Here is a 14,500-nt window from a genome sequence, read left to right on the forward strand (position 1 = left end):
CCCTTTCAGTTTCTAAGATTACCATTTTTTTCTATCTTACACAACACTTTTTGCTTAAATTTCGTGATGTTTTGCACTGACTATTCTTCCTCTTTTTGGTAACGATAAATGATTCGTCCATTTAACCCCGCTTCTCCAACAATTTCCGCGCGGTCAGGTAAAGAAATCCAAGCATCACGGAATTGGAAAAATTCATTTTGCTCCACGATTAATTCAGAGATTTCTCCAGCTTTTAATGAAGCAATTTTTTCTACAAAAGGATTTTCAGCCATTGATTTCACCACTCTTTCTCTTAAATATCAACTCTTATAGTTTACTTGAAAATGGCGCAATTGTCTGTAAAAAAATCGAATCTTTGCCTTTTTTTAAACAAGGTCTTTTACTTGATTCTCTTACAAAAAATGCTATAATAACCTCAAAGGTCAAAAATGGTCAAGTGGTTTTATAGACAGAATTTATTCCTGCTATCTAGCACTTGGCTGGTTTGAGGAAAAATGGTCTGTTTACTAGAAATAATAGAGCAAACAACTATTTTTCTGGCCTCAGTTATTTTGAAAGGATGTGTTTCATTCAATGATTTGTCAAAATTGTCAACAAAATGAAGCAACAATTCATTTATATGCAAATGTGAATGGTCAAAGAAAACAACTGGACTATTGCCAAAGCTGCTATCAAAAATTAAAAAATCAAGCAAATAATTCCCCTCAAAATATGGGACAAGACCCTTTTGGCTTTGGGAGTTTAGACGATTTATATCGCTCTCTTTCTCGCCAAATGCAACAAGGGAATCCTTATGAACAACAAACACCACCCACTCAATTTGGTGATGGTGGTAATGGAGGTCAACCCCCTCGCGGAGGCGCTGGCGCTGGTCAAGGTTTGCTAGGCGAGTATGGGATTAACATCACCGAAGCGGCACGCCAAGGAGATATCGATCCTGTGGTAGGACGTGACCAAGAAATTAAGCGTGTCATTGAAATCTTAAATCGCCGTACAAAAAACAACCCCGTTTTAATCGGTGAACCAGGTGTTGGTAAAACAGCCGTTGTCGAAGGTTTAGCCCAAAAAATTGTCGATGGCGATGTGCCACAAAAATTATTGGACAAAGAAGTCATTCGTTTAGATGTGGTTTCACTTGTTCAAGGAACTGGTATTCGCGGACAATTTGAAGAACGGATGCAAAAATTGATTGAAGAAATCACTGAAGCTGAAAATGTCATTTTATTTATTGATGAAGTCCATGAAATTGTGGGTGCTGGTGCTGCTGGTGATGGCAATATGGATGCTGGCAATATTTTAAAACCAGCCTTAGCACGTGGTGAATTACAATTAGTCGGTGCCACAACTTTAAATGAGTACCGTATTATTGAAAAAGATGCTGCCTTAGAACGTCGGATGCAACCAGTCCAAGTAGATGAGCCAACCGTTGCCGAAACCATAACGATTTTACATGGTCTGCAAAAACGTTATGAAGATTATCATCATGTTAAATATACAGATGAAGCGATTAACGCAGCAGCAAACTTATCCAACCGTTACATTCAAGATCGCTTTTTACCAGATAAAGCGATTGACTTGTTAGATGAATCCGGTTCAAAAATGAATCTAACTATTCAACTCGTCGATCCAAAAACAATTGATAAAAAATTAGCAGAAGCGGAACAACAAAAACAACAAGCTTCCGCAGAAGAAGATTTTGAAAAAGCGGCTTACTATCGTGATCAAATCAATAAATTACAAGCAATGAAAGAAAAACAAATCAGCGATGAAGAAACACCCGTCATCACTGAAAAAGATATTGAAGCCATTGTGGAACAAAAAACTGGCATTCCTGTCGGTGACTTAAAAGAAAAAGAACAAACCCAATTGAAAAATTTAGCTGTTGACTTAAAAGCTCACGTTGTCGGACAAGATGATGCTGTCGATAAAGTAGCTAAAGCGATTCGTCGCAATCGTGTAGGCCTAGGCAAACAAAACCGCCCAATTGGTTCCTTCTTATTTGTTGGGCCAACAGGCGTTGGTAAAACAGAATTAGCAAAACAATTAGCCTTTGAGCTATTCGGTTCAGAAGATTCGATGGTTCGTTTTGATATGAGTGAGTACATGGAAAAACACAGTGTCTCTAAACTGATTGGTTCTCCTCCAGGCTATGTTGGGTATGACGAAGCTGGACAACTCACAGAAAAAGTCCGTCGTAATCCTTATAGTTTAATTTTATTGGATGAAATTGAAAAAGCGCATCCTGATGTTTTACACATGTTTTTACAAATTCTCGACGATGGCCGTTTAACAGATGCACAAGGTCGTACAGTCAGCTTTAAAGACACCATCATTATCATGACAAGTAATGCTGGAACAGGAGCTGTGGAAGCCAACGTTGGCTTTGGCGCTGCCCGTGAAGGTGTGACTAAATCTGTTTTAGGTCAATTGAACAACTTCTTCACCCCCGAATTCCTTAACCGTTTCGATGGTATTATCGAATTCAAAGCATTAAGCAAAGAAAACCTGATGAACATTGTCAGCTTGATGTTAGAAGAAGTAAATGGCTTATTAGCTAAACAAAAATTACACATTGAGGTTCCAACAGAAGTCAAAGAGAAACTCGTTGATTTAGGTTATGATCCTGCAATGGGCGCTCGTCCTTTACGTCGAACAATTCAAGAACAAATTGAAGACGGCATTGCTGAATACTATCTAGATCACCCTGAAAATCATCAATTAGTCGCAGCGTTAGATAACGAAGGTAAAATTATCGTAACTGGCGCACAAGAAGTGACTAAAACAGAAACTTCAACATCTGACCAAGCAGAATAATCAAAAATCCACACGCATTAATAACAATGCGTGCGGATTTTTTTATGCTTTTCACTTTTTATTTTCATCAAAAAAAACTATAATAGAAGAAAGATATTCGTATACTTGTTCCTCATAGAAAAAATTCAATCTGGAACTCCTGTACATAATTGGAAACGCTCTTTTGCAGCACACAACTATAATGAGGTGATAAAATGAAATTAGTGAATGTGACCAATAGCTACAAACAATTAGTAAATAAACAATTGGAAAACACGGATGCTTACTTTGTAAAAGTCTACTCAGCAGGAAACACGACCGCTGTCTATTCAGAAGCAGCTCACCATGTGGAAGTTCTGATTATGAATAAAAATCGTCGCATTCGTCCGACAGAAGTAAAAGAAATTTTAGCAAAACTGTTAAAACGATTACCTAAAGAGGCTTATGACCCAGATGAAATTTCTATCATTGAGTTAAACCATGTGACCGAAGTGTCTGTTCCATTAAAAGTTTCCCTCATGGAAAACTAGAAAAACTGCCGAAGTTTCCCCACTTCGGCAGTTTTTTAATTTATTGTGACGTTATTTTTTTTACAAGCCTTTGATAATTTTCCGACCAGGCTTCCTCATTTGTCGGACTGACTAATTTGTTTTCCTCGATTGCTTTTTTTCTTAAGTCATCCACTTCTTTTTTGAAATTTTCTCCCGATTTTTGAGCATAATCTTTAGAAAAATATTTTGACTGGCGAGAATAAGCCTTCAGTTTTGCGTCTTTAATCTCTTCTTCTGTATCTGCAAAATATTCATCATAACGAAGATCGGTTATTTTCCCTGAATCTTTTAACGTAATAACAGTTAATCGTCCAGAAAGCCCCTCCCCAAAATCTTCTGTTAGACTTGTATAATGTTCTTTTGAGGGTTCTTTGATTTCCTTGGCTAAAGCCCTAGCAGCAGGAAGATAGCCATTATTAGCGCTATTGGATTGACCTTTGGCTGTCTGGAAGGCGCCATCTAGACGATTTTCAGCAACCATTTGATTTTCTAAAAAAGTCATCGTATTAACAACGGTCACTAACGATTGATCGGTTCGGGCGTTGTTCGCTTGAAAATTTGCATAGCCGGATAAACGTTTTGTCACTCCTGCCCATTCTTCAGAATAATAGTTTTTAGGTCCACGTTCATCAAATTCCACTAACTGAATTTGTTGATCCTTAACAACGACATCAATTAAAGCCGTATAGCCGCCATCAAACACGACTTCATGATGATAATAATCCCCTTGAACTTCCCCGATTTCTGGACGACCTGACCAATACATCTTCTGGGCTTTTTCTTCTGGACTAATTCCTGATTGTCCATTATTAGATTCTACTGTAGCGCCAGAAACAGCATCAACTTCAAAGGTATGTCCATTACGCTCATAACTCACTTTGGCAGCACTCTCTTTTGGTTGATTATTCGTGTTTGCCTGCTCCTCCTGCTTTACAGAAGTGGCATTAGTGGCTTCCGAGACACCACTCGTTACTTGGCCTGCTTCTGCTTCAGTACTTTCTTTCATTTTTTCAGTTCGTTGATCTGGTTGGCACCCCATTAAAACAATCATTGAACAAAATAACCCGACAACTATCTTTTTAGTTTTCATTTTTCCTCCTTTTAAAACTCATTGAATTACCATTCAATTCTAATATAAGTAGGATAAAAAGTATAGCTAAGCAATCGTTTTTTCTTCATATGGCGATAAACTTAACTGCCCAGATAAATACTCACCTAGATAAATTTCCTGTAATCTTTGGAAGCCTTGTTCTTGGATTTGCGTTAATAGCCAGTGCTCATCCTTTTTGATTAACTCTAGGACATCCATATTGGCTTGACCGTCCACAATAATCGGGTAACGAATACTTTCATCGCCATATTCGACGATTGTTAATTGACCATTTTGTTCTAAAACCGCCCGTTTAACAAGCTGGACTTCATAAATACCATTTGCTCGTAATTTAAACATTAGATCATTTGCAGAAATACCATTTTTCAAACATTCCTTCACCACAACCTGTCCATCCTTGATTAAAGTAATGGGTTTACCATCCACAATTTGCTTCACATAGCGATTGTGTTCTTTTGCAAATTTTAAAATTAAGACTAATAATGTCCACAAAATTAACACTAATACAAATTGAAGCACCGTAATTGAATCATTATAAATAACACCACCAATAATGCCCCCCAATACATAGTTTTGCACTTGGTCCATGGCCGATGTGGGCGCCAAATTGCCTTTTCCCATCAAATTAATTTGGACAATTAAACAAATAATACCTAAAGCAAATTTAATAATAATTGGACTATAAAACTGCATTAATTTTCCCTCACTTTACTTTATGATTTCAATCGTTGGTGTTAATAAATACGTTTCTTGTAACGTATAAGACTGCTGATCCGTACTTAAGCTCATTTTGTAAAAGACTTCGTCAATTTTAACTATGGTTCCGTCAGCCAGTTGTGTACCATTGACATAAACTTTTTCTGGAGAAACCTTTTTTTCCTGTGCCACTTGTTCGACAAAATGTACCATTTGTGAAGATTGTGAATGCTGATTTTGGTTCAGTTGATAATTGGAATATTGAACTCCTAAAACAAATAATAATGATAAAAAAATAATAATACTTAATTCACGATATTTCGTTTGAATTTGATGTCGCACATAAAAACTAAACACAATGACTAGCCCGATTAACAAAGCAAAAATAAAAAAATACTTTAAGTAATCATTTAAATTAGATTGGCTTTTTAAATACTCGATGCCATAAAAATTCATGTTCTTGTCCACTCCTTGATAGGTTCGTTATAGTAAGTATTCTATCTCAAAAAAAACAATCACGCCTGCTTTAGTGCCTTATAAGAAGAAAAAGCTCAGCGCAATCATCTTGAGAATGATTGCGCCGAGCTTCAATCTTCTAAAGATTCAGCTACTGATTGATTACAAATTAATTTTACATCAAACTTTTCAGTTCAACATCTGGATATTTATCCGCAAACCAGCGTTCCGCAAATTGGTTTTCAAATAAGAACAATGGTTGGTCGAAACGGTCCCGTGCCAAAATGTTTCGGCTAGAGCTCATGCGTTCATCTAAATCTTCTGGATTAATCCAGCGGGCAATTTTAGAACCCATTGGCGTCATTACCACTTCAGCATTGTATTCATTAGACATTCGGTATTGGAAAACTTCAAACTGCAATTGACCTACTGCGCCAATGATATATTCTTCTGTTAAATATGTTTTGTATAATTGAATGGCTCCTTCTTGAACCAGTTGGTAAATTCCTTTATGGAAAGATTTTTGTTTCATCACGTTTTTGGCAGTCACTTTCATGAATAATTCAGGGGTAAATGACGGCAACTCTTCATATTGAACATTCATTTTCCCTTCATATAAAGTATCGCCAATTTGGTAATTTCCTGTGTCGTACACACCGATAATATCGCCTGCAACAGCTTCTGTGACGTTTTCGCGGGCATCCGCCATAAATTGCGTCACGTTACTTAATTTGACTTTTTTGCCTGTTCTACCTAAGGTCACGTCCATGCCTCTTTCAAAAACACCTGAACAAATTCGAACAAAGGCAATTCGATCACGATGGGCTGGGTTCATATTCGCTTGAATTTTAAAGACAAAGCCTGAAAATTCTTTTTCATAAGGACTTACTTCGCCACCCTCTTCTGTTTTATGCGCATGTGGCGCAGGCGCAAATTGTAAGAAGGTTTCTAAAAATGTTTGAACCCCAAAGTTTGTCAAAGCAGAACCGAAGAAGACTGGCGTTTGATCACCACGAGCGATTTTTTCCTCGCTAAATTCATCGCCTGCTTCTACCAATAACTCAACATCTTCCAACACTTGTTGATAAACGCTGTTATTGTGCAATGGTAAATCGCTTGGGATATCGCCATCTTTTAAGGGAATAAAACGCTCCCCACCATTATTTTCTGGACGATATAATTCCACACGTTCATTATAAATATCGTATAGACCTTCTAGGCCTTTCCCCATACCAATTGGCCAGTTCATTGGATAAGATTCAATATCCAAAAGTTCTTCCAATTCTTCTAAAAGTTCCAATGGTTCCCGTCCGTCACGATCCAATTTGTTAATAAAGGTAAAAATTGGAATACCACGTTTTTTAACAACTTGGAAAAGTTTTTTCGTTTGTGCTTCAATCCCTTTGGCACTGTCAATAACCATCACAGCACTATCTACGGCCATCAATGTCCGATACGTATCCTCTGAGAAATCCTCATGCCCTGGGGTATCCAAGATATTAATCCGTTTGTCTTGATAGTCAAACTGCATCACAGAACTCGTTACCGAAATTCCCCGTTGTTTTTCAATTTCCATCCAGTCAGATTTGGCAAAGTTCCCTGTTTTTTTCCCTTTGACTGTTCCAGCTTGGCGGATGGCGCCCCCAAATAATAGTAATTGTTCAGTAATCGTTGTTTTCCCAGCATCCGGATGGGAAATAATCGCAAACGTACGGCGACTATCGACTGCTTCTTTTTGATTGATCGTCATAAAAATCTCCTTATCACTTGTGATGTTTATTTATTTATTTTCTTCAGCATAATTTTTGATTAACCTTTGCTAGTATATCATGTCAAGCCTTGAGAATAAAGAGCTGCTGTTAGCTGTTTTTTAAAAGGAAAACCTGCGACATTAGTCAAAACGACTGATGTCACAGGTTATTTTTAACGTCTTGGTTCGTCATCTTCCATTTCTTTACGGAAAAAACGACGATTTTCTTCTGGTTCTTCATCGACAGTTTCTTCATCGTAGAAATGAACGCGTAAGACTAGCAAACGTGTGCCTTCCATTTCTTCAGCAGTTAACTTAATATTGCCCACTTCAAAAGAAGGTTTTTCCCCTTCATCAGGAATGGTTCCTAATGCTGTAATTAAGTAACCTGCCATTGTATCAACATCGCTCATGTGTAAATCTGTTTCAAATACTTCATTAAATTCGTCAATTAACATGCGTCCTTGAACCAAATATTCATTGTCAGCCACTTGTGTATATAAATTTTCTACTTCATCTGTTTCATCGTCAATTTCACCAACGATTTCTTCTAGTAAATCTTCCAGTGTTGCTAAACCGACAACACCGCCATATTCATCTAGTAAAATCGCCATTTGGTTTTGTGTTCGTTTTAACTCATAAAGTAAATCATCAATAAAAATGGTTTCTGGGACAAATAATGGTTCTTGGATAATCGCGCCTAATTCAATGTTTTCAAAGCCTAAATTACGTGCAGCTTTTAGTAACGTTTTGGTATGTAAAATACCAACAATTTTATCTTTGTCTTCACTATAAACAGGAATCCGAGAATAATTTTCTCCTAAAATTAAATTGATGTTTTCTTGGACATCATCTTGGATGTCAACCATGAATGCGTCTGTCCGAGGAACCATTACTTCTCGTGCCACTTTTGTATCTAATGAAAAGACACCTTGTAGCATTTCTAGTTCTTCGTTTTCCAAAACACCTTCTGTTTCAAGCATATAGCGCATTTCATCTCGTGTCATCTTCGAATCAGCATCATCGAAAGTCATTGGTGTGATTTTGGATAATAAATCGGTCGAAGCCGATAGCAACCAAACGAAGGGACGCGCGATAACTCCTAAAAAGCGGACTGCACCAGAAGTCAATTGAGCGACTTCTTCTGATTTATTCATGGCAATTCGTTTAGGATATAATTCACCAAATACAATAGAAACGTACGTTAACAACGCTAAGATAATGATACTGGCAAGACTCTTAGCTGCGGCGCCGCCACCTAATACAGGGGCCAAACGACTAGATAAAGTCTCTGCTAATGAAGCACCAGATAGGATATTAACCAAAGTAATCCCTACTTGGATTGTGGATAAAAAGTTATTGGGGTCTTGCAATACCTTAAGCAATTTTTGAGCTTTTGCGTCGCCGTCTTCCGCTTTTTGTTCCACACGATTCTTGTTAACAGATACGACTGCAATTTCCGCCGCTGCCAAAAAGGCATTGATAAACGTCAACACGACTAATAATAGAAGTTGCGCAATTAGCGACTGACTCTCAGGGTCAGCATTATTCATAATGTTCTCTCTCTCCTTAATTGTTGATAATTCCGAGGCTGTACTTTCGTACTCTTTTAACGTTCTTCCTCTTTTTATGGTTAGGCTTAGAAACAGACACAATCAGTATTATGACAGGTTATTTTCTATCCTAATCCATAAAATCATAGCACGAAAGATTAGCGGATTCAATCATTAACCGTTATTTTCTTTCGTATTTGTTTCATTCCCTAAAAGAACGGCATTGGTAACTTTTTCACTACGACCCGCTTTGACCATATCAATAACATAGTAGATAATGGTCCGGCAGATTGCGTAAAATGGGACGCCGAGGAAAATACCTAGCAAACCTGCTAAATTTCCTGCTACCAATAAAATTAAAATAATCGTTAATGGATGGATTTTTAGAGATTTTCCGATAACGTTTGGATAAATAATATTTCCGTCCAATTGTTGAACCACTAGCACCACTAAACAACATAAGGCTGCTTTGACGGGTTCATTAAAGATAGTCACTAAGACAGCGGGCGCTAATCCTAGATAAGGTCCTAGATAGGGAATCAAATTCGTAAAGCCGGCAATGACACCAAATAAAAAGGCATAACGAACGCCAAGCAATGAATACCCAATAATCGTAAATGTACCGACAAATAAACATTCAATCGCTTGTCCACTAATATAACTGGATAAGGTTTGGTTCAATTGTCCTAAAAGATCCACAATATCATCTTTTCTTTTCTCAGGTAAAAAGCGTTGAATCGCTGGTACTAGCTTATCTCCATCTTTTAACATATAAAATAAAATAAATGGCGCAGTGACCAAAACAATGGTGGTTGACGCCACCGTTGATACGATTGAACCTAAGCTACTTGATAAACTACTTAAAAATTGTTGGATAATATTGGCATAAGAAATATCCATTTTTTCAATATAGCTTGTTAAATCAATTTGTTTAAAAATAGGTAACTCCGCAATCTCATAAATCCAGGTCTCCACTTGTTTAAAGAAATCTGGCATACTTGATGCTAAACTAGCTAGCTGATCTGCCAACTTAGGGATAATTGTTAATAAGATCAGAACTAATGCGATGATTAGTAATAAAAATACCAGTAAGACGGCATAAATTCGTTTCATTTTCGTCTTCATTAGTAGATTGACCACAGGATTTAGTAAATAATACAAAAAGCCTGCTACTAAGACTGGGGCAAACAACGTTGAAAAGAATGTCCCAATCGGTGCAAATAAGAAATTAATTTTCGAAGCAATAAATAATAGCATGGCCACGACAAGTAATTCAACTGACCAGAAAAATAATTTCGATTCTTTAAATCGATTAATCACAGCGGCTCCTCCTTTATTTTTATTCAATTGTTGCTGTTTTATTTTATCACACCTTCCCCCCTCAGTCATTGAGAATACTTCATTGCTAGAACTTTTTCGTGGTATAATAAAATAGAAACAGATTCTGAACTTGGGGGTTTTTCTATGCATGTAGCTCAAACAAAAGATACCATGAGTGATCTTTATTTAGATGCTGTCCGGCTTCGTCAACGCGTATTCGTAGCGGAACAAGGGGTACCAGAAGAGATGGAAATCGATGAATATGAAGCACATTGTATTCACTTTGTTTTGTACACGAACCATGTAGCTGTCGCAACTTGTCGCTTGCTTCCACTAGAAAATGGCGTTATGAAATTACAACGAATGGCCGTTGAAAAAGCTTATCGTGGCGCCGACTATGGACGAGTGATTATGGAAGCGGCGGAAAATTTTTCCAAAGAACAAGGCTACCACAAGATTACTCTAGGAGCACAAGTCACCGCTGTAGGCTTCTATGAACGTTTAGGTTATCAAAAAACAGGCGCACCTTTTATGGATGCTGGCATTGAACACTACGAAATGAATAAAGAACTATAACACCAATTAAATCGGAAAATTTAGAGCTTGGAGCATTAGCCATTTTGGCTAATGCTCCAAGCTCCTTTTGTGGGCTGTTTACATCGGCTATTTTTTTGATAGCTGTTGATAACGTTGATACCAGATATCTACATACTCGGGCGAGAAGGGGCCTTTTTCGTTATTAATCCAATCCACTAAAGTCTTGACATTTTCTTTTAAAATGAAGTCAATATCTTCTGGATAATCCATTAGTTTGCTATGAAATTCATATTCATCAACGTCTAGTAAACGTTTTTCACCATCTGGAAAAACCTTGATATCTAAATCATAATCAATATACTTCAACGCTTCGTCATCTAAAACATATGGCGAAGCCAGATTGCAGTAATACGAAACCCCCTTTTCTCTAATCATTGCTATTATATTGAACCAATATTTCTTGTGAAAATAAACAATGGCTGGTTCACGAGTCACCCACCGACGTCCGTCGGATTCCGTTACTAACGTGTGATCGTTCACACCAATTAAAGAATACTCGCTCGTTTTTAGTACCATCGTATCACGCCACGTTCGATGTAAATGTCCGTCATGTTTATAACTCTGAATGGTTACAAACTCGCCTTCTTTAGGAATTCCCATAATACCCCAACTTTCCCCAAATAAAGTAAAGCAATGTTACTTTTTGGGTGTTCATACATCGATATCGAAATAATTATATCATATCTTTTGAGTTTGCGTACATTGAGTTCACTTAAAGAAGACGATTTCTGAAAAAATTTAATTCAGATGACCAATTAGTTCAAATTCAGTAAATATTTTCAGCTTAATTACTGTATTTTTTCAAAGACTGATACTGCGCTCTCTCTTAAAACCTGATTTAATTCGTCAACATTTTTTTTACCAGTTGTTTCAAGCCACGCAACGGCTGCTTCAGCACCTTGTTGAACAAATGGAAGCACGCCGTCTGCCCAAGTTGCCCGACCACATAAGACTCCATTAAACGAGGAACCTGCTTTTTTTGCAAATTTCAATGTTTCCTGAAACATCGCAGCACTAACCCCTGCACTCAAGAAAATAAATGGAAGTTGTGTTGCTTCACTTTGCATGTTGAAAAAGGCCTGCGCTTCATCTTGGCTATAAAGACTTTCAGTGCCAAAACCTTCTACAAAATTCATATTCACAGGGACTTCTACTTTTAAAACATCAACATTATAGCGATCCTTTGAAAATTCCTTCATCGCTTCAATTACTTTGTGCGGTTTTACTTTAGCGTATTCTTTTGAAGCACTATCCGAATTGTTTGCATCATAAGAGACAATTTCTAAAAAGAATGGAATTTCTTCGGCTAAACACTCTGAACCAATCCGTTCTATATAAGCTTTCTTTTGTTCATTGATTGCTTCACTTTCGTCAACATCGTAGTAAAGTAAAAATTTACACGCGTCTGCGCCAGCTTCTTTTAAACGCTTAACCGACCAAACATCAAGACTATCGGGTAACCGTCCTGGTGTCGAAGCATCGTAGCCCGTTTTTTCATACGCAAGTAACAAACCTGAAGTCTGTGCTCGATTTTCAGCAGCAGCTAGGCCATATTCTGGATCCAACAAAATTGCTGAAGTCTCTGGTGTTAAGCAACGAGATACTAATACTTTAAAGTCACTGATTTCTTGCGCAGTCACCTCTTTGTATTTTCCCATCATGCGTTTTAAGGCCCCACGTTGATCAATGGCTAGTGCGCCAATAATCCCTTGATCATCTACCAGATTTTCTAAATGTTTACGTTTTTGTTCACTAATTTTTTTCATTCTGTTCCCTCTCCTAATTGATTATTTAGTAACGTAGCAATTTCAGCTGGCGAACTTGCTTGTTTCAGTCCAGAAGTAACTTCTTCTCTTAATAGGAGGCGCGCAACGGAAGAGAGTAATTTCAAATGTGTCGTGCCAGCTTCGGCATCTGGAATAAACAGCGCAATCACAAACTCCGTTAATTGGTTGTCAAGGCTCTGCCACTCAACACCTTGGTCCAAGGTAACGATGATAATGGCCGCTTGTTGAATCGTTGCTGCTTTTGCATGAGGTATCGCAAATCCATTCATCATCCCCGTTGTTCCTTCTTGTTCTCGCTCGTTCAGTTTATCGAAAACTTCCTGTGCGTCCTGAGCAACTTCCAATTCTGTTGATTTTTTTGCTAAAAAGTGAAAAACATCCTCTTGCGTTTGTAACTGTTGATTTAAAAAAATATGATTTTCTTTAATAAAAGCCATTCCATCCACTCCTAATTCCTGTTATTTCATTTTTTTGATAACGATTGCTCTTGTTTGGCGATTCTACTTTTTTGTACAAAACCTAGCAATAAGCCACCTACCAATGAACCAGCTAAAATTGCCAAAACCCATTGAACAGCGTGAGTAACAACCGGTAAAACAAGAAAGCCTCCATGAGGTGCTGGCACTTGTACCCCAAACATATACGTTAGGACTGCCGCAATTGAAGATCCGAGCATCATAATTGGTAAAACCTTCAAGGGGTCTTTTGCCGCAAACGGAATAGCGCCTTCTGTAATATGTGTGGAGCCTAAAATAAAGTTCACTAGCCCCGCATTGCGTTCATTTGTGTCAAAGTATTTTCCAAAGAATAATGTAGCAAAGCCTGTAATTAAAGGTGGCGCTATGCAGGCAGCAGAAACTCCTGCCATAAAAGAAGTATTTCCTTGAGCTAAGAGTGCCGTTCCAGTAACATAGGCCGCTTTATTAACTGGACCTCCCATATCAAAGGCACACATACAACCCACAATAATTCCTAAAACCAACGGACTGGAGTTTTGGAAACTAGCTAAAAAGCTCATCATTCCTTCGTTAACAGCTTTCATCGGATCTGCTAGTAAAGACATAGTGATACCAATAACTGCAACGCCAATGACTGGATAAAGGAAAATTGCTTTTAAACCATCTAATGATTTAGGCAAACCTTTAAATACTCTTTGTAATAAAAGAATGAAATACCCAGCAAGGAAACCAGATAATATCCCTCCTAAAAAGCCAGTACCACCAGTGTTAGCAATCAAACCACCGACAAAGCCCACAACCAAACCAGGTCGTTTGGCAATCCCCTCTGCGATATACGCAGATAAGATTGGCACCATCATGCCCATTGAGGCATCACCAATACTTTTTAACATAGCAGCGGTAGCATTATACTGACTACTTTCTGGATCAAATGAATAAATGCCCCAAATAGCAAAAGAAAGAGCAATTAAAACGCCGCCTGCTACTACAAACGGCAACATGTGAGAGACGCCATTCATTAAGTTTTTATAAATACTATGTCCAACATTTCCTGAAGAAATTTGTGTCTCCTGTTCAAGTTCGTCCACTGCTTGGTTTTCGGCCGCAATCGATCCTTTGCCTGCGAGTGCTTCTTCAATTAAGCGATCTGCTTCTTTAATCCCCACACTGACAGGGACATCAATGATTCGTTTCCCAGCAAAACGTTCTGCTTGAACGTCTTTGTCGGCGGCAATAATGACTGCCTCCGCTCCTTGGATTTCTGCAGGTGTTAACTCGTTTTCTATACCAATCTGACCATGTGTTTCAACCTTAATCGTAATACCTTTACGTTTCGCCGCTTGTTCCAATGCCTCCTGTGCCATATACGTGTGCGCTATTCCCGTCGGACAACCTGTAGCAGCTATTAATTGATACGTAGCCATCTGT

General features: G+C 38.0%; 14 protein-coding genes. 3 read left to right on the forward strand and 11 right to left on the reverse strand.

The annotated features are described in order from the left end of the window. Positions 1-80: 80 nt before the first annotated feature. Positions 81-272 carry a hypothetical protein gene (locus tag AB3I34_RS06320; protein ID WP_002366170.1) on the reverse strand — a complete coding sequence of 64 codons (192 nt, stop codon included), beginning with the start codon at positions 270-272 and terminating at the stop codon, positions 81-83. 301 nt (positions 273-573) lie between these two features. Here AB3I34_RS06320 and AB3I34_RS06325 point away from each other — a divergent pair, with 301 nt between their 5' ends. Together AB3I34_RS06325 and AB3I34_RS06330 are read left to right on the forward strand one after the other, a co-directional pair. Then, positions 574-2,814: an ATP-dependent Clp protease ATP-binding subunit gene (locus AB3I34_RS06325; protein WP_002386935.1), complete on the forward strand. Its 2,241-nt coding sequence runs from the start codon at positions 574-576 to the stop codon at positions 2,812-2,814. A gap of 194 nt (positions 2,815-3,008) precedes the next feature. Then, positions 3,009-3,323, forward strand: a complete 315-nt coding sequence (locus AB3I34_RS06330) for a DUF1827 family protein (protein WP_002355547.1) — start codon at positions 3,009-3,011, stop codon at positions 3,321-3,323. A 40-nt stretch (positions 3,324-3,363) separates the two neighbouring features. Here AB3I34_RS06330 and AB3I34_RS06335 read toward each other — a convergent pair whose 3' ends face one another. From AB3I34_RS06335 to AB3I34_RS06360, 6 genes are all read right to left on the reverse strand, one after another. Beyond that, on the reverse strand, positions 3,364-4,434 hold the full coding sequence (locus AB3I34_RS06335; RefSeq protein WP_010712007.1) for a hypothetical protein: 1,071 nt from the start codon (positions 4,432-4,434) through the stop codon (positions 3,364-3,366). 66 nt (positions 4,435-4,500) lie between these two features. Further along, positions 4,501-5,148 carry a DUF421 domain-containing protein gene (locus AB3I34_RS06340; RefSeq protein ID WP_002368017.1) on the reverse strand — a complete coding sequence of 216 codons (648 nt, stop codon included), beginning with the start codon at positions 5,146-5,148 and terminating at the stop codon, positions 4,501-4,503. 15 nt (positions 5,149-5,163) lie between these two features. Beyond that, positions 5,164-5,607 carry a DUF3290 domain-containing protein gene (locus tag AB3I34_RS06345; protein WP_002355544.1) on the reverse strand — a complete coding sequence of 148 codons (444 nt, stop codon included), beginning with the start codon at positions 5,605-5,607 and terminating at the stop codon, positions 5,164-5,166. Between the two features lie 175 nt (positions 5,608-5,782). Next, positions 5,783-7,357, reverse strand: coding sequence for a peptide chain release factor 3 (locus AB3I34_RS06350; RefSeq protein ID WP_002355543.1), 1,575 nt, complete (start codon positions 7,355-7,357; stop codon positions 5,783-5,785). A 173-nt stretch (positions 7,358-7,530) separates the two neighbouring features. Beyond that, positions 7,531-8,910, reverse strand: coding sequence for a hemolysin family protein (locus AB3I34_RS06355; protein WP_002363168.1), 1,380 nt, complete (start codon positions 8,908-8,910; stop codon positions 7,531-7,533). A gap of 174 nt (positions 8,911-9,084) precedes the next feature. Then, positions 9,085-10,299, reverse strand: a complete 1,215-nt coding sequence (locus AB3I34_RS06360; protein WP_002384914.1) for an AI-2E family transporter — start codon at positions 10,297-10,299, stop codon at positions 9,085-9,087. 75 nt (positions 10,300-10,374) lie between these two features. Between AB3I34_RS06360 and AB3I34_RS06365 the strand changes: the two genes are divergently transcribed. Further along, entirely contained in the window at positions 10,375-10,806 is a 432-nt protein-coding gene (locus tag AB3I34_RS06365; RefSeq protein ID WP_085444150.1) for a GNAT family N-acetyltransferase, read from the forward strand. 87 nt (positions 10,807-10,893) lie between these two features. On the opposite strand, the gene bph is transcribed toward AB3I34_RS06365, so the two are convergent. The 4 genes from bph to AB3I34_RS06385 all read right to left on the reverse strand — a co-directional run bounded on the left by bph (position 10,894) and on the right by AB3I34_RS06385 (position 14,496). Further along, positions 10,894-11,427, reverse strand: a complete 534-nt coding sequence (gene bph / locus AB3I34_RS06370; RefSeq protein ID WP_002355538.1) for a biofilm phosphatase Bph — start codon at positions 11,425-11,427, stop codon at positions 10,894-10,896. 188 nt (positions 11,428-11,615) lie between these two features. Beyond that, entirely contained in the window at positions 11,616-12,593 is a 978-nt protein-coding gene (lacD, locus tag AB3I34_RS06375; protein WP_002378025.1) for a tagatose-bisphosphate aldolase, read from the reverse strand. Further along, the gene (locus tag AB3I34_RS06380) at positions 12,590-13,051 is read right to left on the reverse strand and encodes a fructose PTS transporter subunit IIA (RefSeq protein ID WP_002358680.1); all 462 of its coding nucleotides are present in this window, start codon (positions 13,049-13,051) and stop codon (positions 12,590-12,592) included. The genes lacD and AB3I34_RS06380 overlap by 4 nt, the downstream gene beginning before the upstream one ends. 26 nt (positions 13,052-13,077) lie before the next feature. Beyond that, positions 13,078-14,496 (reverse strand): PTS fructose transporter subunit IIC, encoded by a 1,419-nt coding sequence (locus AB3I34_RS06385; RefSeq protein ID WP_002355535.1) that lies wholly within the window; start codon positions 14,494-14,496, stop codon positions 13,078-13,080. Positions 14,497-14,500 lie beyond the last annotated feature (4 nt).

Source organism: Enterococcus sp. C102(2024) (assembly GCF_040888205.1).
Taxonomy (GTDB): Bacteria; Bacillota; Bacilli; order Lactobacillales; family Enterococcaceae; genus Enterococcus; species Enterococcus faecalis.

Coding starts and splice junctions, on each gene's coding strand:
- AB3I34_RS06330 (WP_002355547.1), top strand. CDS start 3,009: ATGAAATTAGTGAATGTGACCAATAGCTACAAACAATTAGTAAATAAA.
- AB3I34_RS06350 (WP_002355543.1), bottom strand. CDS start 7,357: ATGACGATCAATCAAAAAGAAGCAGTCGATAGTCGCCGTACGTTTGCG.
- AB3I34_RS06355 (WP_002363168.1), bottom strand. CDS start 8,910: ATGAATAATGCTGACCCTGAGAGTCAGTCGCTAATTGCGCAACTTCTA.
- lacD (WP_002378025.1), bottom strand. CDS start 12,593: ATGAAAAAAATTAGTGAACAAAAACGTAAACATTTAGAAAATCTGGTA.
- bph (WP_002355538.1), bottom strand. CDS start 11,427: ATGGGAATTCCTAAAGAAGGCGAGTTTGTAACCATTCAGAGTTATAAA.
- AB3I34_RS06360 (WP_002384914.1), bottom strand. CDS start 10,299: ATGACTGAGGGGGGAAGGTGTGATAAAATAAAACAGCAACAATTGAAT.
- AB3I34_RS06335 (WP_010712007.1), bottom strand. CDS start 4,434: ATGAAAACTAAAAAGATAGTTGTCGGGTTATTTTGTTCAATGATTGTT.
- AB3I34_RS06385 (WP_002355535.1), bottom strand. CDS start 14,496: ATGGCTACGTATCAATTAATAGCTGCTACAGGTTGTCCGACGGGAATA.
- AB3I34_RS06365 (WP_085444150.1), top strand. CDS start 10,375: ATGCATGTAGCTCAAACAAAAGATACCATGAGTGATCTTTATTTAGAT.
- AB3I34_RS06380 (WP_002358680.1), bottom strand. CDS start 13,051: ATGGCTTTTATTAAAGAAAATCATATTTTTTTAAATCAACAGTTACAA.
- AB3I34_RS06340 (WP_002368017.1), bottom strand. CDS start 5,148: ATGCAGTTTTATAGTCCAATTATTATTAAATTTGCTTTAGGTATTATT.
- AB3I34_RS06320 (WP_002366170.1), bottom strand. CDS start 272: ATGGCTGAAAATCCTTTTGTAGAAAAAATTGCTTCATTAAAAGCTGGA.
- AB3I34_RS06325 (WP_002386935.1), top strand. CDS start 574: ATGATTTGTCAAAATTGTCAACAAAATGAAGCAACAATTCATTTATAT.
- AB3I34_RS06345 (WP_002355544.1), bottom strand. CDS start 5,607: ATGAATTTTTATGGCATCGAGTATTTAAAAAGCCAATCTAATTTAAAT.